Origin of the sequence: Halobacteriovorax sp. RT-2-6 (assembly GCF_047085025.1) — a bacterium.
Lineage (GTDB): Bacteria > Bdellovibrionota > Bacteriovoracia > Bacteriovoracales > Bacteriovoracaceae > Halobacteriovorax_A.
On sequence record NZ_JBKIYH010000001.1, the window covers coordinates 512668 to 532866 of the forward strand.

The window sequence follows — 20199 nt, forward strand, 5'->3', positions numbered from 1 at the left end:
AATGAAATTAATTAAGCTAGCAACACTTGCAACAGCATTAAGCTTCAATTCATTTGCAGCAGATTCAACAGCAAATGGATCAATTACATTATCAGGTGGATTTTCACCAAAAGTTAGCAGTGTTTCGATTGCACTTGTTGATTGTGGAAAAGACGTAACATTTAATGACTGTGATGCAACTCTAAGTTCAACAAGCTTTGGATCACACACACAAGATGCAACATTAAACCTAGGTACTTTTGATGGTGAATCAAATACACGTTATATAAAATTTGAAATCAAATCAAAAATGTTACTTTTCAAAGGTGACTACCTGAAAATTTCAAAATCTCTAACATCTTCTTCAAATGATGTATCTGTAGCACTTGAAAAAATGATTTTTGTATCTGCAGGCCTAGATACATATGGACAACAGACTCTTGGTGGAGCGACTTCTAGCCTAGTATCAGGCGATATCATGGTAGACACTAAAAAAGCTATTACTGATGTTGCATCAGAAGTATACAACTCTGCAGCAGCTAACCCAGGTGAAGCAAACGCTAAAGTTCTATCTGCCTTAGCAGATAACACAGCACTTACAGTTAGAGGAATTATCGCTCTTGAAGCTGGTGATGAAGCGACTTCAGACAACTTCCAAGCTGTAATCAATGTTGGTTTCACTGGTGTTGACGGCCTATAATGATTAAAAATATAGCTCTCACATTCATAACTCTTATTGCTTTTAGCATTTATGCTTCTTGTAATATGGGTGGCTCTTTTGGATGTGAGAGCTATTCTGATATTGGCCTTAATGGTCTAACTCTTGATCCATGGCAAGTGTATGAAGGTAGCTACTCTTGTTCATCACCGAGTAATTCAAATTACTACTATGATATCCAAGACATTAGTATAAAAGCTGGAATGACACTGGAGATCAGTTTTAAGACTGATACAAGTGCAGAACTCGACTTAAAGGCCATCACTTCAAAAGGGATTAGACATATCCAACGAGTGAAAAATCAACTGATGTATGATGCTATTGATGGAGACCGTTGGTATTGGCAGACATATCAGCTTACTATCACTGGAAAAGCAACAACGCTAACTCAACTTAGAATTAAGCTTCCTGCATATACAAATATTGATGATTTCCAGTGGACTATTGAGGACTCATCTGGTTCTGGGACGAATGGACGTTATTTACAATTAAATGATCAAATACATTTCAACTACACTATTTCAGAAGATGACTTCTTCTCTCCAGTTCCAAAGGTATGGAATATAGAGCTCGAAGGTGTCTTTGGAGCAAATGATGAAGCATTAATAGGATTTGCACCTCGTAGTACTAACCCAATATTTCTTCCAAGCTGTGAATCTATCGTAGATTCACTTATTGTTGTTACTGCGCAAGAAAGTGGTAATGACTCATTTTCAATAGAGTGTGATCAGTTAATATTCCCACTTAGTGCACGAATCCCCTATTTAAGATTAAAAAATAACACGGCAAAGAGTTATTGTTCGGCAATAAATTTTTCGATTCAAACTCGATTTAGACTATCTATCTCAGATGATATTCAATCAACTGATTACAACGAAGTATTCGATATTATTACAGAATTTAAGTAAGAAATAATTTCAGGGATACTTGGCCTGCCTTGCATTTCCAGATGTAAAATGCGATTTAGTAAACAAATATACAAACAAAAAATAGATAGTGAGGATAATATGAAAAAAGCACTTTTATCACTAGTGTGTCTACTTACACTTAATGCACAGGCCGGTATCTCTATTGGACTACCTCCAGGAATGAGTATGCCAGACTTTGATTCAATTGAGCAATCTCAACGTGTTTTTGAAGAGACAGTTGAAGAGCTAATGGCAAATGAAGAAGTTAAATCAATAGTTAGAACTGTTGAAGAAGACTACCTAGCAGCTTGTACTGCACAGCCAGAAAAAGCTTCTGCATCACTATTTAATATGTACCTTCGTTATAACTGTGAAGGTGCAACAGATGTTAAACTTGTTATTACAGCAAAGATCAAAAAAGGCGTTGTAAAAGTAAAAAACTATAAAGTTAAGTTCTAAGAAATAAAATAATTGGGCCAGCCTAGCTGGCCTTTTTATTTGCCCTTTTAATTATATTAATGTAATTAATACCAAAATTTATACAAGGGAGCTGCACCATAATGTGGCTGAGAATAGCGGAATTGGCCGTAAAACCTTCTAACTTGATCCAGGTAATGCTGGCGTAAGGAGATTCAGATGAAAATACTGATACTAGTATTTATTTCCCAACTAATTCATGCTCAAACAAAAACAGTAGATTCAGACAATGCAATCTATATCTATGGTCTTTTTGAAAAGAAAGAATATTACAGTGATGCTAATAGTATTTCTTTAAAGACGCAAAAAGATTTTTCGCAACAACAATCAACAGATATCAGTGAGACCTTTAAGGCGATTCCAAACCTAAATATGGCAAATGGTAGCTCTCGCTCAAGCTTCTTTCAAATAAGAGGTATTGGAGAGCGCTCAGCATATGAAGGGATTTCGAATTATTCAGTTGGTTTAATGGTAGATGAAATAGACTATACGGGAGTTTCTGGAACAACAAACCTTAACGGAGTTAAGCAACTTGAGATCTATAAAGGACCTCAAGCAACACGTTTTGGTCCAAGTGCAATGGCAGGAATGATTCATGTAAAATCTCTTACACCTTCACAAAAGTCTCAAATAAATACATATCTTTCATATGAATCATTTAACACTTGGGAAGAAAGTATCAGTTATTCAGGAATGCTAAGTAAAACGACAGGGCTAGCACTCGCTATTAGTAAAAGAGATAGCGATGGTTATATGAACAATGATTACTTAAGTCGCAAGGATACAAATGGACAAGACGAAATAAATCTACGCACTAATCTGACGATGGACTTTAACACGGCAACTCTAACGACAGGGTTACACTACTTTGATAAGAACAACGGATACGATGCGTTTGTTCAAGACAACGGTTTCACGACACGCTCAGATAAACCAGGTAAAGATGAAAGTAGAACATTTGGACAATACATAAAACTTGAAAAAGATTTGAATGCAAACCTGACGAGTACATCGATATTAACTCACTTCGAAAACAAATCTTATTATAGCTACGATGAAGACTGGGGAAATAATCCATACTGGAATTCAATCCCAGGATGGAACGCAGACTACGACTACAATATTGAGTTCCCAAGAGAGCGAGAGGATTTCACATTGGATCAACGTCTCTCATCAAAGGCCACGACAGCTGGTATTTACCTAAAATCATCTAACGAAGATTTCAAGGAAGTTGGTTATGAAGACTCAGCAGTAAGAAAAAATATAAGTGGAGAAGTCGATACAAAATTAGTTTCAATTTACGCTGAAAGTAGAAATGAGCTAAGTGAAAAATTGAGCTTAGACTATGGTGCACGTCTAGAATATCGCAAGGTAGAATTTGAATCATTAGAAGGCGGTATTAAAACAAATCTTACACCAGAAGATCTGATGTATGGCCTTAATATCACGCTATCTAAGAAAGAACTTCTTGGTGATCTTGCATACGCTAAACTATCTAAAGGATATAAGCCTGGTGGTATAAACACACAGTCGGCCGTACCAAATTCGAGAAAAGAGTTTCAACCTGAAGACCTCTATTCATTAGAAATTGGACAGAAATATCTGATAAAAGAAAAAGGGATTTCAATAAATAGCTCTCTTTTCTTTATGTATCGAAATAATGCTCAAGTTAAAACATCATTTCAAGATGATCCAATGGATCCAAGTTCGTTCACATTCTACACAGATAACGCTGCAAGTGGGTTCAATTATGGAGCAGAGATTGAAGCTAGTCTTGAAAAACCATATGGCCTAAACCTCTCTTCAGGACTTGGTCTACTTGGAACGCGCTACGGAGACTACAATATTGGTACACGTGATCTTGAAGGAAGACAAATGCCTCATGCACCAAACTACCAAGTTAATTTAAACCTTAACTATAAATATAGAAATGGACTGTATTGGGATATCAACTTCTACGCTTCAGATGATTTCTACTACTCAAATTCACACGATTTGAAATCTGACCCGTATCAGATAGTTGATACTAAGATAGGATATCGCTACAAGTCTTTAGACGTCTCAATTTGGTGCAAGAATGTATTTGATGAAACATATTCTCTGCGTGGTTATTACTTTGCGAATATGCCTCCAACTTGGCAAGATGAGCTATATACTCAAAACGAGGCCCCAAGAAGCTATGGGCTTAGCTTAAAGTATGAATTTTAAATTAAGTACTAGAGATAATCTTTATTAATACCATATGCATTAAAAATATGATCATCAGGAGTTACACGATAAAGTTTTAATTTGTTTCTCTCTCGATGTTGTGAAATATATGTTTCATAACAATCTTCTACAGATAGAACTTCACTAGTGAAAACTCCTTGCTGGTCAAAAGCAAAGCGTTCAGCACGATAAGCATGTTGGGCGCGATTTTTCTCTTTTATTTCATAAATTTCATACATCTTATTCGTTTCATATTCTGAAAGATCCTTCATAGGCTCAAGATCTAGACCGAATAACTTTTGAAAGTCTTTGAATGTATTATAATAAATCATATCCACTTCATACTCTTGTGGTATTAGCTCATCAAGAGCATGTGTTGCTTCATGAACAAAGAAGTGAGCAACAAGTCCTAATTCATCTTCAAGACCGATGAAGATTGTAGGTGTCTCCATTGTAAAGTCAAAAAGAGCAGAAGTTCTCTGTGTTAATCCTCTGCGCTCTCTTTCAAGCTTTGAAAGGTTTCTTATTTTTAATTTACCATCATCTAATAAGGGCCTGATTCTATTAACAACCTCCTGGCCTTTCTCTGTTGTTGATACTAATGAGAAAAGATCATCAATTGAGTAGTTACTTTTATTTAAGTGATAATCTTGCCCAGCTCGATTAATTACACATCTATCAACTTCGGCTCTTTGATCTTGCGTGCGGTGTCGATAAGTTGGGTTATGATCTATATCTGGACCAAAACCACCGAGACCACCTAGGCCGCCAAAAGATGCTAGAATATTTAGTTTTATGAATGTGAGAGCTAGGTATTTTTCCATAATGATCTTCCTTTAAGATGAAGATATCACTTAATAGATGCTACTTGTCATTAATTGAAGATACTTCATATTTGACTATTTTCTATACATATTTCAGCAACTTAGCTTAATTAAATAGGCCCAGAACTAGACGATTTATGATGATTTGACTAAAACTATAGGATACTAATTTAACGTAAGAGAGATTTATGGGAAGAAAATCAGCAAAAATTGCGGCCAAAAAAGGCGCAGCAGACAAGGCCCGTGGGCAAGTATTTACGAGAGCTCTTAAAGATGTATTCTTAGCATCGAAAAGTGGTAGTGGAGATCCTGATACTAACTTTCTTTTGAAGGTTGCTATTGATCGTTGTAAGAAGTTTAACGTACCAAAAGACAATATCGACCGTGCGATAAAAAAAGGACAAGGTGGTGATGGTGCAGGTTACGTCGATATCAACTATGAAGGTTACGGACCTGGTGGTGTGGCCGTTTTCGTTGAGGCCTCAACAGATAATAATACAAGAACTGTAGCAAGTGTAAGAAGCTACTTTAATAAAGTTCAAGGATCACTTGGACAAACTGGTTCTCTTGAATTCGTATTTAAAAGAGAGGCAAACTTTCTCGTGAACGAAGAGAATGTTTCTGATAAAGACGAATTTGAACTTGAGATTATTGATGCAGGTGCTGAAGATATTACACTAGAAGACGGTGTTTTTGAAATCATCGCACCAGTTGAATCATTTGGAGATATTCAAAAGAAACTTCAAGAAATTGGGATTACACCTGAAGAAGCGAGACTTGAAAGAGTTCCTTTAAACTATAAAGCAATTAATGATGAAGATACATTGAAGCAATTCGAAAGATTAATCGATCTTCTTGAAGAAGACGACGATGTTGTTACTGTTTATCACAACCTTGAAGAATCAGAGGAGTAATTCATGAAAAAAATCATTATTGCTCTAATCACTCTTATTGCAACAGCTGGCGCTTCAGATTTAAAAGTAGAAAAAGATCTTGCGAAAAATCTATTTCTTTCTCTAGAGTCAACAGTAGAACCAGATTGCAACGGGTCTAAATGTATAATCGAATTAGACCAAATTTTTTGTACACAATTGTTTAAAAAGACAAAATGTACAGTAGGTGCTTTTTCAAATGGTGACATTCTTGTTAAGACAGTAAAGGGTGACGAGGCACAAGATATCTCGGACGCTTTATACGATATTAGCGAAGCGACTTGTTCATCAGACAAAGATGCCTGTGGAATTCATTTCTACAATGTAACTTGTGAAGAAAAATCAAAGTTAGTATTTAAATCATATAAATGCCATTTAAGTGACTTAAGAAAATAGTTTAAATAAAGGGATCCTTAGGATCCCTTTTTTTTTACTAACCAAGCTTACTCATATCAATGACAAAGCGATAACGGACATCGCTTTTAAGTACCCTTTCATAAGCTTCATTAACTTGTTTAGGCTCAATCATTTCTATCTCAGGGGAAATATTATGCTTCCCACAGAAATCTAACATTTCCTGTGTCTCTTTGATTCCTCCAATAACAGAACCTGCATAACTTCTACGTTTCATAATAAGTGGAAATGGATGTATTGCTAAAGGTTCTTCAGGAACTCCAACAGAGACCAATGTTCCATCTAGTTTTAAGAGATTAAAATAATTTCCCATATCTATTTTATTACTAGAAACAGTATTAATAATAAGGTCAAACTTTTCGGCGTTCTCTTCAAAAACTTTCTCATCTCCCGTATAGAGGAATTTATGCGCTCCTAATTTTGAAGCATCCTCTTGCTTATTCTTTGTATGACTAAGAACTGTAACTTCAGCACCTTTTGCGGCCGCTATCTTAACTCCCATGTGCCCTAGTCCCCCAAGCCCCATAATAGCAACTTTTTTGCCAGGGCCAGCTTTCCAATGAGTTAAAGGAGAATACAGCGTTATACCTGCACACATAAGCGGGCCAGCTTTTTGTAAATTAATATTGTCAGGAATCTTTAAAACGAAGTCTTGGTCAACTACGATAACATCAGAATAGCCACCTTGAGTATGGCCAGTACCATCATCAACTTCCGAACCATATGTCTGTGTTGCCCCTTGCTCACAATATTGTTCAAGATGATTTTCACAAGGAGAACAACTACGACAAGAATCGACAAGACATCCAACTCCAACACGATCCCCTATTTTATATTTTTTTACATTTGCACCAACCTCTCGAACAACACCAGCAATCTCGTGCCCAGGAACAAGAGGAAAAGGTGTACCTAGTCCCCACTCATCTCTTACCATATGAATATCAGAGTGGCAGATACCACAATACTTAATATCGATCACAACATCATTAGGTCTAGCTTCTCTTCTTTCAAAATTATATGGTTCAAGTGGCGCTTTAGGACTCTTTGCCGCGATTCCTTTTGATCTAATCATTACAGTCTCCTTGTTTAAGATGATGGCATTTTACAAGGTAAGTGCTACCTAATAGATTAATAATTTTCTTAAATTTTATTCTTCGGATATAATTTAAACATGGCAAAGCTAAATGTATCAATTGAGGGTGTTAGGTATAATCTGTTTAATGATTTATACTATCGAATGATCAGAACATCCTGGTCTCGTTTTTTTCTAACTGCGAGTTTAATATACTTGATCATTAACTTTCTTTTTGCGTTACTTTACTTTTACTCTCCAGCAGAAATTTCAAATACTAATAGTAACTCGCTTTGGGATGCATTTGTCTTCAGTTTTCAAACAAGCTCAACTATCGGCTATGGTTACTATCTTCCTAAAAATGACCCTGCCCACTTCTTAGTGATAATCGATGCCATGACTGGTATCTTCTACGCTGCAATTATAACAGGTATGGCCTTTGCTAAATTTGCAAAACCTTCCGCTAAGATTATTTTTACAAATAATATTATCATCGCTACGTTTGATTCAGTACCGACTCTAATGTTTAGAATTGCCAATAGTAGGGATACACATATTATCGATGCATCAGTTAAGGTTGGGGCCTTAATTCCCTATGTTTCTAAGGAAGGCCACCATATAAGACGTACATGTAACTTAAAATTGATGAACACAGAAAACCCGACATTTCTTCTAACATGGACAGTTATGCATCCCATCGATACAGAAAGTCCACTCTATGGCCTAACGTTAGATGAAATAAAAGAGAAAAGAATATCATTTTCAACTTCATTTACTGGAATAGACAAAGTACTTACTCAAACTGTTCACTCTAACCACATCTACCTTGCAAAGGACTTACTTAAAGCAAAGAAGTTCAAGGACGTCCTCAAGCATGATCAAGAGGACTCCTATCAATTAAATTTAGATAATTTTCATTCGATAGAAGATTAGAATCTAATCCCAGCTCCAATGTAAAAATTGAATCCACTTTGATCAATTTGTTGTGAAACACCACTTTCATGTGCCATTGGTGCAAGCACGTAATCTCTTTGCTCTACTCCTACTTGTACAAAGAAATTATCCCAAAAAATGGCCTTCGCCTCAAGCGAGACACCGTAAGAATAGCCACCAATATCGTTAAAGTGATTTTCTTCATACTCTTTACCATTGTAGTAAGTTTTAGTATCAGATTGGACATGAACTAAACCTGCACTTATACCTGGACTTAACTCAAATCTAAAACGGGGAGTATCAACAAGTCTAATGGCATATTTCATACCAATTTGGATATCATTCAATATCGTAACATTTTTAGCTTCATAGACATCATATTGATCATCCTCTAGAAAGCCTCCTTCAGTTACACCAACATGTCGACCAGACATATTATAGCGACGATACGTATCGGCCAATTCAATACTAAAAGTTTGAGTAACAAGATACTCAATTGTTACTTTATGACCTTCTTTAAATTTTAAATTTTCATCTAATATTCGATCGAATTCTTCATCATATAAATCGTAAAGAGAATCTCCATCATTTGAAACATTATAAGAGGTATCCATATCTGAACGATTTATCTTAGAATATGTTATAACAAATCTTTTTCTAATTCCGTCAAGGAGCGATTCCTCCTCTACTTCGAGCTCCTTTATCGCAATAGGCTCAAAGACAGCTTCGTTATCACCAGTTAATTCATTTAAGTGAGCGTGATTGATATTTAAGTTCTCACCAAAAACCTGAGGAATAAATAATAGAAATGATAAAAATATTTTTTTCATCTAATGCCTTGTTTTAAAATATTAATAGAATTCTGGTAGATCTAACTCTTCCTCAACGTATTCGTCATATTCTTTATCACCTTTTTTTGTATCAACTTCATATGACTTACCAAAGAAGAACTCTTCCATATCAAAACGATATTGATAAGTGAGCATAAACTGTGTTTCATCGAAGCTCTTTTGACCACGACCGAAATTCTCATTGAATTCGTTACGCTTTACTTTTAGACCAAAAGTATGCTTCGACTTTTCACTTGGCCGATATTCAATACCTGCTCCATATTCGTTTCTCTGATAAGAGTAATTAAATTTTTTATCTTCAGTTTCAAAATTTCTTTCATCACCTTGTTTGTAGTAGGCATAAGCTCGGGCATTACCATCACCAATTTTGAAATGGATTTCACCAGTTGCTTCGATATCTAAATTGACCGAGTCTTGATTATAGATTCTCTTATAGGAGCGACCGAGATTACGACTATCTTCTTCATTAAACTGATGAACACTCCAAGTATCACTTGCTTTTGCAACACCTGATAGAATTAATGTCGCACCATCATCTAAGACAAATGCTTTTCTAATTACTAAGTGCGCATATTGAATACTACCGTGCTGCCCGATAGAGTCATGGATCTTTTCATATTTTGCGCCAAGGGCCCTTAGAGCGATCTCAACACCACCAAATTCTTCTCTTTGATACCTTTTTTCAAATTGCATCCAGTCCAACTCTGCAAGCTCCAAATTACCGTTACTATCGGCCCTAAAAGTGAGTGTAACTGGCCCTTCATCAAGGCTTGAGTCTTTATACCAATTGCCAAGATTAGTCTTAACACCGGCCTCGGCCCCATATAAATTATCGGCCGCAAAAGACGTTGAACTAGAACAAATTAAGAACGTACTTATAATAGATAAGCTTTTAAGTGATTTAATCATATGATTGATAAAGCAAGTAAAATGCCAATAAATCGCACAATAAATGTAGTATTATAGCTTAGAATTGATCAAAAAATAGACGGCCGTCTGTTAATCTAAACAAAATACGAGCAGATGATACGTAATTACTTCGAAAAAATGGCACCTTCTTTGCTGTGTATATGACATATGCATATGAAATATAAAATTCTATTTATCTATACTCTTGGCCTATCATTTTTTGTCAATGCAGATCCATATACAGATATATTGCTTGGTAAGAATGTCGATAGCTACAAGATAAACGAGTATTATAAGAAGCATTATATTGAAGATAAAGAATCTCTTGTCGTGATAGGTTCTCATTATAAAGAGAGTGAAATGCCGATTGCCGGAACAGGTTTCACCATAGAAAGTGATAATAGGAAGTTTATTATCACAAATTCACACCTGGTCGACGGTGATAATAAATTCTATGTCTATCGTGGAGAGCTTTTTCCTGTACAAGAAGATAATACACTCTCATGTGCAAACGATGATGTTGCGGTCGTTGAAGTTAATAATAATATAAAAGAGATATTTGGAAGATATGATCGACATAAGAATTCTCTTTATACTCATGGAAAAAATAATTCGCCAAGAGGTCAACAAAAGTCTGAGTTTCATTTTGGAGAAAATAGAGAAATAAATTACAATAATAGACCACTCTTTGAAAATTCACTATCAGGAGAAACTCTCTCTTACGTACAGATCGGTAATATGTATGATCTTTCATGTAACTTCTATCCAAGCTCGCCTGAACACTACAAGGGCAATGCACTCTTTGTTCCTATTTCAGAAGCAATCAAGTCGATAACGACTGAAGCGATCCCATATAAGCAAAATCATCACAATCAAATTGGAATGATGAATTCAATTATGGATCTGGTAACACATAATGAATGTCGAATAAATTTAGATTCAAAAGTAAAAGAGCATGAAAAAAGCCGTCAATCATTTTTAAGTAAAGCAATAATCACTCCCTCAAGCATTGTTCCAGGAATGAGTGGGTCACCACTATTACAAAATAACAACTTAACTCAAAGTAAGTATCAAATTGCAGGCATTGCCACTTCTTATGATCGAATCATGCAAAGATCGATCTTTACTTCGCATTCTAATATTAAAAGTTGTATCAAAAACTATTTAAATGGGAAAAGAGGACACTTAGATTCGGTAAGATTTAAGTATTCGACAAAGTATCAATCAACTTATCGTCAAAAGAATCAGGATAGACTAATTGAAGAAATCCCAAACACGCATGGTAAGGCCAATGGAGATCTAACTGATACAAAAATAAAAGAACTTTACGACCTATACCTAGAGAAAAAAAAGAAGGATTTAAATATTGATCAAGATAATAGGTCAAATATACAAACAATTGAAATGTTAAAAGAATTTAAAGGTAAATTCAAAGACAATACAATTATAAGAGGTGGTAATGGTTACGGAAATGGTGGCGGGCCACTTGTATACAATTCAATAGAGTTTAGAGAGAGAATAATTATTCCAACGGGATTATCAATTGCAGGAAATTTAGTAATTGGCTTCAGGTGCAAAAATTCACATGAAAAAAGTGATGACAATTATATCTTCGCAAATTGGGAAGGCCTTGCATACAGTGAAATAGCAAAGTGTAAGGAAATTTACAGTAATGATAAAGTCGACTTAATAAAAATATTGAGAAAAAAGATTAGGAACTTTAAAAGTAATAAGGATCAAAACACAGAAGAAACCTTCTCAATTAGATCAGTCATTAAGCTTAAGAATGATAAGATAATACTAACGATATCTGGAAAGAATCATAACAAGAACTTTAAAGAATCAGTTGTCATTGATAATGATATTGAAAAATTTGTCCCAAGAATTGAAATCATATTAGATGAAGACAATACAATTATAGCTGATATAAAAGAGCTCTTCTTTACGGATATGCTAAACGTCTCTAGGACAAGCAAGAATCAGAGCATTGAAGATGCTCTACTTAGGGATAACAAAGCTAGAGTTTTTTATAGCGTAAAAAAGAAAAACAGCAACAAAGGTAGTATACCTCTAATTAATAGCTGGAACTAATGAGTATAACTATTCACCCCTCACATTTAATCGATGCTGATATAGCACAATTAACGAAACTTTTTTTTGAACTAGAATATAAATCTGAGGATTCTTTATATACTCAAATCATGATGGCCTATTATCTAAACGATAAAACTAAGCTTCAGCGCTTACAAAACGAAGTAAAACCAAATTCTTTTTTACATGTTTTTTGCCTTTGCCGTATCGCTATTTTAGAAAATAAGTCTTATGAAATCGAGAATATTGAAATATATAAAAACTCTCCCTATATCGGTGATCTCTATTTTGCCATGGCCTTAATAGCAGCTCAACAAGACAATCATATTCAAGTAAAGAACAACTTTCTAAATGCCTATAACTGCTACACAAAAATCGGAGCAAATAAAAAAGCACTAACGGCCCAGATGAATACAATAACAGCAGAAGGTAATATTGATCTAAGAAAAAGATTACTAGCAAATTATATCGAATCAGTTGATAAACTAATTGAACATGAATCCATAACAAGTGCAGCAAATATTTGTGTTAATATCGCTGATGAGTTTCATAAGATTGGTGCCCAACGTTCGGCCTATCGCTACAATGAAAAAGCATTAATGATTTTAACTGATCAAAAGAACACTCTTCAATATGCACAAGCATTAACTCATCTTTGTGAATCGATGTTTTGTCTTGGGCAAAATATTAATGCGAACAAGGTTCTTGATGAGCTACAATGTTACGACTTTATTGAAATCAAAGAAGCAATAAAGGCCATTGAAAATGTATATCTCAACAAGAATAATACAATTAACAAAGCTCAACTCACAATGGCGTGGAGAATCAGACTAGAGAAAAAGACTTCTCCTTACCTACTTGGAGAAATAAGTGACCAGTTAATTCACCTTTTAGCTTACGGCCCATGTGACTTTAAAGAGATTATAGAGGAAATTTATCCGAATACAGATGAGATTGATGCAAGAAATCGCTTAACGACCTTAGTGTCTAGAATAAATAAAAAAATAGAAGGACTTATCATTTTCGATCAAAAGAATCAGCTGTTTTCTTTATCAAATAATGAGAAGATCATATTTGCTACACAGGAGTCTTTATCATGATCGATGCACTTCTTAGCAAAATTGATAAAGAAATATTAAATATTATCGATATAAAGTCTCTATCACATAAACAATTAGCTAATCTTCATTCGATAATTCGAAGCAAAGATAATAATTTATTAAACCGTACATTATTTTATCTTTTATCTGCTAAACTACATGGAGAAGATTTTTCAAAAGAAATTGAAGTCGATATAAACTCTTCATCAGATGATCCCAACCATGGACTAATCTCAAGTCTATTATTAAAAAACAAAGTCCCGCATGAAATTGAGATTAATGGAAAATTAAGTAAGAAAGAGAATGTTCTTTTAGACGCTTTAAAAGAAGCTAAGTCCAATAGACAGCAGCTAATAATAAAAATCTATGGACAAGATTGTGATTACCTTAAGGCCGAAACAAGCTTTAAATCATTATTATATCGTTTTAAAAAGAAACTCAATGGCGAGATCATCATATCAATAGATGGAACATACTCGATATCTATATAAGTACACTGAATATATAATATTAATGTATCATTGTACTTGTATTGTCTTGAGCAATGTATTCATTATTTGTCGTTGCCACCAAAGAAGTCGGAATAATTACCTTAAAAGTAGTACCTTGATCAGAAGAAGTAAAATCAATAGTTCCACTTAAGTAATCAACAGATTTTTTAACAATATACATTCCTATACCAGTACCTATTGACTTATCCTCATTGAAACGAACAAATTGCTCATAGACTTGAGACTTACTTTCACATGGTATTCCAACCCCATTGTCTGCGACAGTGATATAGAGATTATCAATATCATCATGAATTTCAACATTTACAAATGGAACATCTTTTTTAACATCATAATACTTAACTGCATTGATAATGATATTACTTAAAATTTGAAATACTCTAACTCTTTGGGAAGAGTGCCCACGAGATAGGTCGACATCAGTTGAAAAACGAATATTATTCTTCTCTATTAAGTATTCATTTGAAATTACGATATCAGAAATCATTGTCTCAAAATCAAGTTCTTCATTAGGATGTGTTGATACGTCTAGGCGTGCCAGTTCTAAAAGACTTGATATCAGCTCGGCCAAATGATTAACACGACTTCTAATCTTTTCAACCTTAAGTTTAACGTCTTTTTCGTTAAACCTGTTAGTTTCAATACTTCTTATAATCAAATCTGATAAAATACTTATTGTTGTCAAAGGTGATCTCAGGTCATGAGATGTACGGTAAGAGAACTGAAGAAGCTCTTCATTTGTTTGAGTAAGTTTCTTATTTGTTCGATCCAGTGCCAATAAATCGAAATAGTACATCGACGCCATTGCAAAAATAAGAAGTACAATCGCAATAACACTAAATCGAGAGATATCCTGTGAAATATTATTAAGCTGAACCTCTTTACTCTCCAATATGCGAATAACTTCCTTGGCCGCTAAATCGGCCTGTGTGTCATCAACACGTACCAGATAATCCCTTTCTTCGGCAGAAAGGTTCTTGTCACTATTTTTTAAAATTTCAAGATTGTTACGATATTCTTGTGCTGTTGAAAATAAATTTTCGAGAGACTCTCTTTCTGTATCGGATAGTTTATAATCTTTTGAACGAAGATAAGCTTCTTCGATTTCATTAAATTTTATGACAGCTTTTTTGTAATATGCTTCATTAGATCGATTTACATAGTTTTTAAAATTATGAATAAGGCCATTATATCCAAAATTGCCGACGACAGAAACGAAGAGGTCAATTCTCTGATTTAACTCAACTACGGCCTTACGGTTTTTACTAGAGAAGTAATAAGCACAGCTAATACCAAGAAGAATAAACATCAGAACTGACGCTAGAAACAACTTCTTTTTAAATATATTAGCGTTAACTAACAAATCCACTACCTTTATAAATTAATCATCTAAATGATAGATTAAGAATCAATCCATGTAAAATAATTCACTTAGATTTGAATCATCAAACAAATGGTTACTGCACAGAATTTTTGTTGCTAATAAAGGCATATTATTTATCGCTCTATCACTTACCTACTTGTGCAGTATTGTATGACTGAGCGCTTAAATGATACAATAGATGGAATCTAGAGTTAGGAATGATTTGAATGAAGAAGTACTTTTCCCTCCAAAATATCGCACTTGTCATTGCTTTGGGAGTGTTTATCGTAAAGCAGGCCCCGATAATTGCGAATAGTTTTAAAATTAAAGAAAGAAAGATCCAAACAAGAACTGTAAAGACAATTGAGCTTAATTCGAAGGCTTTAGAATTTCCTCCACAGAGTAAAGTAGTAGCGTTTTATTGGATGACAACATGTGCTCCATGTAAGCTTGAAATGCTACGATTAAAAAAATCTGTCGAAAATGGTAAAATTGCAAAGGATTCGATCTATGCTATCAACCCATTTGAAAGTACTGAAAAAATAAGAAAATACCTAAAGAAAAGTCCATATCCTTTCACTTTTATTGAAGATAATGATCTAGGTTATGATTTAGGAATACAGGTTACACCAACAACAGTTTTCTTAGATAAAGGAATAGTTAAGTCCTTCTCAACAGGTATAAGCTTTCTTGGAATCTATGAAGCAGAAAAATTTCTAACTAATTAAGCTTCTTTAAAGTGAATTCCTCTCCTTGTGTAAAGATAAGGATCTCTCCATTATCTTTGAATTCAAGTTTGATATGAGCACGCTGAAACTTAAATATCGTATTAGAAAATGCTTCAAAAGGGATCTCATTTTGAGCATCACTTGATGCTTCCCCTAGAAGAACTCCATCTTCATTTCTAAAAGTAAGCTTAATTGGAAAATCATTACTTCCGTATGTTCCATTATACAGATCAAGTATTTCTTTCTTAACTAAGATTGACTCTTGAATGACAGGAATATCAAAATCGTCGCCATAAAATCCGGCCAAAAGAGTAAGAGAAATATCGTTAAAGTTAAATGCCAGAGCGTTTGTAAGGCTTACCATAGCAATATCATCTTCAATATTATAGGCGGCGATAGATGCATAACCATCGACTCCACCTGTATGTCCAAAGAAGTATTTGTCAGCATATGGAAACTTCATTAAACCTAATCCATACTCTCCCTCGCCGATAAATTCTTTCATTTTCTTAAGAGAGCTTGAATTGATTATTTTTTCTCTAAATAATCCTCTAAGAAATGTTGCAACTTCTAGTGGTGTGGAAGCAATGGCACCAGCACCAAGAGGAACACTCTGATGAGTATTGGTTGCTTCTTCCCAGTTAGTTCTTTTGAAGTAACTAGTGACTTCATTAGATCGACAACTTTTAGCATCATAGACAAAGGTCTCCTGCAAAGAAAGAGGCTTAACAATATAACTAGTTAGTAAGTTTGCATAAGTATCATTTCCCGCCTTTTGAGCAATATAGCTTAAGATGACATAACCAGTATTTGAATACTCATACTTTTCACCAGGCATAAACTCCAACTGATAGCGATAGAAACGCTCCATCATCTGACTTTCAGATTGGGGAGTTTGAGAGTATTCCTTGTAATCAGCAAGATCTGTCATATTTGGAATACCGCTACGATGGCGAAGCAAGTCCTCAATAGTGATCTTATCTGCCTTATCTATCTTTGGATAATAGAGAGAAAGCTTATCTGAAAGCTTTAATTTCCCCTCTTCTTCTAACTTTAGAATAATTGCAGCAGTATATATTTTCGAAACAGAACCTATGCGATAAATAGGATTCTTATTATTTTTATCAAAATTATAATTTTTATTATAAATGGACTTACCATCTTTTACTAATATAGCACTTCCTGAAACTACTTTCTTATTTTCTAAAACAGCAAAAAACTTATCTAATTTTTCAGTATTAATATTAGACTCCTGACCAAATTGACATGATAGACAAAAAATAAAAGTGACAAAAAGAATTACTTTTATGATGACCTCTATTGAAATTAAAATTGAAATTGTAATGCAAACACTATATCGGTCTAAAATTATTGATCTATAAATATTAAATTCTAATCTAAATATTTATAATTATATAAAACGAAGATAATAAATAGTTTTCTTTCTCATTTTAAATTTGACAGACTGCTTAGAAATCCGTACTAAATAGTTCTCCAAGCAAAACTTTTTTCTTGGAGAACCTAATGAAGAATTCCCTACTTCTACTTATTTCACTTGTATTTACTTCTAACACTTCATTCGCATCTTATGACGGATACGATGATTACTATGGCGAAGACATTAACACAGTTGTCGAAACGATAACTTCTTGTCACGACAGAAATTTCAACAAAAAACTTATCGTTAAAAAAGTGTACTCAGATGTATCTGGAGAAGCTCTATTTAACGAAATTACAATTGATGGTAAAGCACTTGAAAAAATTGACTACAAATTCGAAAGTAAGAACTTTGTCGATCCATTAACTAATCTAACAAAAACAGGATATCTTCTAGAACTAAGACATCAGTCGGTCGACAATTCTTCGACACTGAGTCTAATTGCTTCAAGCTTAGATGCTCACCTCTACAACCCAACTTGGGAAAACTATGACCTAAGAGGAACGCTAAAAATTGCTTCAGTATACAATAACGAAACAAGCTACGATGTTCGTTGTAGTATTAAATCTGAAGTTCGTTACGGGACACCAGAAGAAATTGACGTACTTTTTGAAAACTTTGATTACGATTCTTACAATGACAGAAGATAGTAGTCACAATGCTTAAATATATCATTCTAACGATATTTATCACATCAATGTCGAGGGCCACGGTCCTCGACAAAGATGCTTTTCTCAACTGGGTCAAAGCAAATGACTTCCAAACACTTACACAAGTTATTGAAAGTATCCCGGAGGAAGACTATCAAAATATGACATTGGCCTATAAGTCAGGGGCGCTTCTACCAGCAGCACCAAATAAGCTAAGGCCTGTGATTTGGAATGAGAAAAATTCATTTGTTATTACCTTTTCAACATTTGAAGCAGATCAACACGAAGAAGATTCAATTGAGGCCATCGCTTGGAATCAAGAAGAGCTTCGCTATGAGCTTCTCGTCCTTGATCTAGAGAATAAGAAATGGCTTATCAATCAAGCGAAGTGTCTAGAGTGTCACGGACAGCGCCCAAAGCCACTATGGGGAGAATATCCAACATGGAACGGTTTTGTTGGCCAACGAAATGACTTAATGAATATCAGAGATCGTAAATATCTGAGTAACTTTTTAAAGAGCTCAGAGCCTCGCGGCGAGGCAGTAAGAAGAAAGATAAAGCGTGAAGGTGCACCATTTCCATATAGAGTTGCCACAAAAGAATACTTTGACCACAGAGAACACTCGCAGGCCGATCACAGGCCAAATATGCGCCTTGGACAATTATTTGCCAGACATCATGCCTTTTCTCTTTTTAATGATCTAAAAAAGGCCCTAACACAAGAAGAGCTTAAGAAGCTCTTTTCAATAATCCAATCCAAGAAATACTGGCTCAAAGACAAAAAGCTAGAGTTCTACTTTAATAAAGCAGGCCTTACTCTATCTGACCTGGACATTGCTCAAGTTGCCAATCAAGAAATAAAGACGACATGGGAGCATATCTATTTTGATGGAGATGCAGAGATTCTAGAGTACCTTACATGGCAATATTTAAATGATTCAAAAATGACCCTAGGAAATGAAGTTTCATTAGAGAAAAAATATCCTTTTCACTTCCCAAATAATCTGGATGTAAAAGAGACAATCAGCCTATTCGATACAATTACTAAATGGATACAGCTTGATTTTGAAATGACAGACAGAAACAAGAAGAGAAAGCGCCATCGTGTTGAATGAGTTTATTGTAACAAATGTATTTCTAATAACTTAGCTCTTACCACCACCATTAAGTAAGAAATAAATTCATGATTTTTAAAAACGTCACCTCATGTAAATGAGATAAATTCTGATATCCATTACCTTGCCTCCATAACAAAAAAAATAAAAATGGAGACGAGAAATGAAAAAATTAGCACTTACTTTATCACTACTACTGGCAACTCAAACTTTTGCCTTTAACTGTAAAAATGAACTCGCAAGAGATATTCAAATTAGAACAAAGTCTACAAGTTATCTCCCATCAAAAATACCTGGAGAGATGATTAAAGAGTGCTTCTCAAAGCAGAAGAACTTAAAAGAGAATCTTATTTATTGTGGATTTGCTGCCTATATCCCGGGTTCAATTATTGGTGTAGCAATAGGTGCAGGATTACCAATTCTTGCTCCAATATTTGCGGGAATTGTACTCGTGATGGAAAATGGAAATAAAGATAAGAATGGGATTTCAGGTATTGATCACAAGCGCCAACTTAAATTAAGTAGTCGTCTCTACAGTGTACTTTCAGGTAACACAAGAGATCTATGGTTAATTAAGAATTATCTTCCGGCCTATAAGCATGTTTCAAATGAAGACTTAATGTCTATTCTAACTAAGATGGATGAAGATGGAAGTCTTTGTAATGAGCAAGGCTTTAGAGATAGAGTTCACAAAATATCAGAAGCAGGACTTAGAGAGCTTGAAAGAAAAAGTGTCGAAGTAGGAGTTAAGCTTAATTGGATGGATCTTCTAACAATTGATGGTGTTGATTCAGTTTTAACACAAGAATACAAAGAATGGTTTTTATACCGTTACACTTACTTTGATTATACGACTTTTGGACAAGTAATCGATAAGAAGAAACTAAAAAAAGCATTAAAAGAAGAATTTAAGGACCTAGGTTATCGTCCTAGACACCAAGGTCACTCAAATAGATAATTAAACTAATATATTGGCC

Annotated in this window: 20 protein-coding genes and 1 riboswitch; of the genes, 14 read left to right on the top strand and 6 right to left on the bottom strand. The window is 34.5% G+C overall.

Translation table 11 applies throughout. The features are described 5' to 3' along the window. Window position 1 precedes the first annotated feature (1 nt). The 4 genes from ACMAYS_RS02320 to ACMAYS_RS02335 all read left to right on the top strand — a co-directional run bounded on the left by ACMAYS_RS02320 (window position 2) and on the right by ACMAYS_RS02335 (window position 4290). Window positions 2–679 (top strand): hypothetical protein, encoded by a 678-nt coding sequence (locus ACMAYS_RS02320; RefSeq protein ID WP_392991774.1) that lies wholly within the window; start codon window positions 2–4, stop codon window positions 677–679. Beyond that, window positions 679–1605, top strand: coding sequence for a hypothetical protein (locus tag ACMAYS_RS02325; RefSeq protein ID WP_412462660.1), 927 nt, complete (start codon window positions 679–681; stop codon window positions 1603–1605). Before ACMAYS_RS02320 ends, ACMAYS_RS02325 begins: the two co-directional genes overlap by 1 nt. Window positions 1606–1704: 99 nt before the next feature. Continuing rightward, window positions 1705–2064 carry a hypothetical protein gene (locus ACMAYS_RS02330; RefSeq protein WP_392991771.1) on the top strand — a complete coding sequence of 120 codons (360 nt, stop codon included), beginning with the start codon at window positions 1705–1707 and terminating at the stop codon, window positions 2062–2064. Between the two features lie 74 nt (window positions 2065–2138). Continuing rightward, a riboswitch (TPP riboswitch) is annotated at window positions 2139–2251 on the top strand. Next, a complete protein-coding gene (locus ACMAYS_RS02335; protein WP_412462661.1) occupies window positions 2242–4290 on the top strand; it encodes a TonB-dependent receptor in 2049 nt (682 codons plus the stop codon). Its footprint overlaps the riboswitch before it by 10 nt. 8 nt (window positions 4291–4298) lie before the next feature. Here the strand turns inward: ACMAYS_RS02335 and ACMAYS_RS02340 are convergent, their stop codons facing one another. Further along, on the bottom strand, window positions 4299–5114 hold the full coding sequence (locus tag ACMAYS_RS02340) for a hypothetical protein (protein ID WP_412462662.1): 816 nt from the start codon (window positions 5112–5114) through the stop codon (window positions 4299–4301). Window positions 5115–5302: 188 nt separating this feature from the next. On the opposite strand from ACMAYS_RS02340, the gene ACMAYS_RS02345 reads away from it, so the two are divergent. Further along, on the top strand, window positions 5303–6028 hold the full coding sequence (locus tag ACMAYS_RS02345) for a YebC/PmpR family DNA-binding transcriptional regulator (protein ID WP_392991766.1): 726 nt from the start codon (window positions 5303–5305) through the stop codon (window positions 6026–6028). A 3-nt stretch (window positions 6029–6031) separates the two neighbouring features. Then, on the top strand, window positions 6032–6442 hold the full coding sequence (locus ACMAYS_RS02350) for a hypothetical protein (RefSeq protein WP_392991764.1): 411 nt from the start codon (window positions 6032–6034) through the stop codon (window positions 6440–6442). Window positions 6443–6479: 37 nt separating this feature from the next. On the opposite strand, the gene ACMAYS_RS02355 is transcribed toward ACMAYS_RS02350, so the two are convergent. Further along, the gene (locus ACMAYS_RS02355) at window positions 6480–7532 is read right to left on the bottom strand and encodes an NAD(P)-dependent alcohol dehydrogenase (RefSeq protein WP_412462663.1); all 1053 of its coding nucleotides are present in this window, start codon (window positions 7530–7532) and stop codon (window positions 6480–6482) included. 99 nt (window positions 7533–7631) lie between these two features. On the opposite strand from ACMAYS_RS02355, the gene ACMAYS_RS02360 reads away from it, so the two are divergent. After that, window positions 7632–8465 (top strand): ion channel, encoded by an 834-nt coding sequence (locus ACMAYS_RS02360; RefSeq protein WP_412462664.1) that lies wholly within the window; start codon window positions 7632–7634, stop codon window positions 8463–8465. Here the strand turns inward: ACMAYS_RS02360 and ACMAYS_RS02365 are convergent. Together ACMAYS_RS02365 and ACMAYS_RS02370 are read right to left on the bottom strand one after the other, a co-directional pair. Next, window positions 8462–9295 carry a hypothetical protein gene (locus ACMAYS_RS02365; protein WP_392991758.1) on the bottom strand — a complete coding sequence of 278 codons (834 nt, stop codon included), beginning with the start codon at window positions 9293–9295 and terminating at the stop codon, window positions 8462–8464. The two genes, ACMAYS_RS02360 and ACMAYS_RS02365, sit on opposite strands and share 4 nt — an antisense overlap. A 21-nt stretch (window positions 9296–9316) precedes the next feature. Continuing rightward, window positions 9317–10225 carry a hypothetical protein gene (locus ACMAYS_RS02370; RefSeq protein ID WP_412462665.1) on the bottom strand — a complete coding sequence of 303 codons (909 nt, stop codon included), beginning with the start codon at window positions 10223–10225 and terminating at the stop codon, window positions 9317–9319. Window positions 10226–10399: 174 nt separating this feature from the next. Here ACMAYS_RS02370 and ACMAYS_RS02375 point away from each other — a divergent pair, with 174 nt between their 5' ends. Genes ACMAYS_RS02375 through ACMAYS_RS02385 form a run of 3 tightly spaced genes read left to right on the top strand, consistent with a single transcriptional unit; the run spans window position 10400 to window position 13907 of the window. Next, a complete protein-coding gene (locus tag ACMAYS_RS02375) occupies window positions 10400–12316 on the top strand; it encodes a hypothetical protein (RefSeq protein ID WP_412462666.1) in 1917 nt (638 codons plus the stop codon). Then, entirely contained in the window at window positions 12316–13416 is a 1101-nt protein-coding gene (locus ACMAYS_RS02380) for a hypothetical protein (RefSeq protein ID WP_412462667.1), read from the top strand. The genes ACMAYS_RS02375 and ACMAYS_RS02380 overlap by 1 nt, the downstream gene beginning before the upstream one ends. Further along, window positions 13413–13907, top strand: a complete 495-nt coding sequence (locus ACMAYS_RS02385) for a hypothetical protein (RefSeq protein WP_392991751.1) — start codon at window positions 13413–13415, stop codon at window positions 13905–13907. Before ACMAYS_RS02380 ends, ACMAYS_RS02385 begins: the two co-directional genes overlap by 4 nt. Before the next feature lie 19 nt (window positions 13908–13926). Here the strand turns inward: ACMAYS_RS02385 and ACMAYS_RS02390 are convergent, their stop codons facing one another. Continuing rightward, complete coding sequence (locus ACMAYS_RS02390) at window positions 13927–15291, bottom strand: sensor histidine kinase (protein WP_412462668.1); 1365 nt, start codon at window positions 15289–15291, stop codon at window positions 13927–13929. 227 nt (window positions 15292–15518) lie between these two features. Here ACMAYS_RS02390 and ACMAYS_RS02395 point away from each other — a divergent pair, with 227 nt between their 5' ends. After that, a complete protein-coding gene (locus ACMAYS_RS02395) occupies window positions 15519–16019 on the top strand; it encodes a TlpA disulfide reductase family protein (protein ID WP_103217390.1) in 501 nt (166 codons plus the stop codon). Here ACMAYS_RS02395 and ACMAYS_RS02400 read toward each other — a convergent pair. Beyond that, complete coding sequence (locus ACMAYS_RS02400) at window positions 16012–17424, bottom strand: serine hydrolase domain-containing protein (RefSeq protein WP_412463090.1); 1413 nt, start codon at window positions 17422–17424, stop codon at window positions 16012–16014. The genes ACMAYS_RS02395 and ACMAYS_RS02400 overlap by 8 nt on opposite strands. A 119-nt stretch (window positions 17425–17543) precedes the next feature. Here ACMAYS_RS02400 and ACMAYS_RS02405 point away from each other — a divergent pair, with 119 nt between their 5' ends. The 3 genes from ACMAYS_RS02405 (at window position 17544) to ACMAYS_RS02415 (ending at window position 20180) form a co-directional block, all read left to right on the top strand. Further along, window positions 17544–18107, top strand: coding sequence for a hypothetical protein (locus ACMAYS_RS02405; protein ID WP_412462669.1), 564 nt, complete (start codon window positions 17544–17546; stop codon window positions 18105–18107). Between the two features lie 8 nt (window positions 18108–18115). Continuing rightward, complete coding sequence (locus tag ACMAYS_RS02410; protein ID WP_412462670.1) at window positions 18116–19222, top strand: hypothetical protein; 1107 nt, start codon at window positions 18116–18118, stop codon at window positions 19220–19222. A gap of 163 nt (window positions 19223–19385) precedes the next feature. Beyond that, a complete protein-coding gene (locus ACMAYS_RS02415) occupies window positions 19386–20180 on the top strand; it encodes a hypothetical protein (RefSeq protein WP_103217394.1) in 795 nt (264 codons plus the stop codon). Window positions 20181–20199 lie beyond the last annotated feature (19 nt).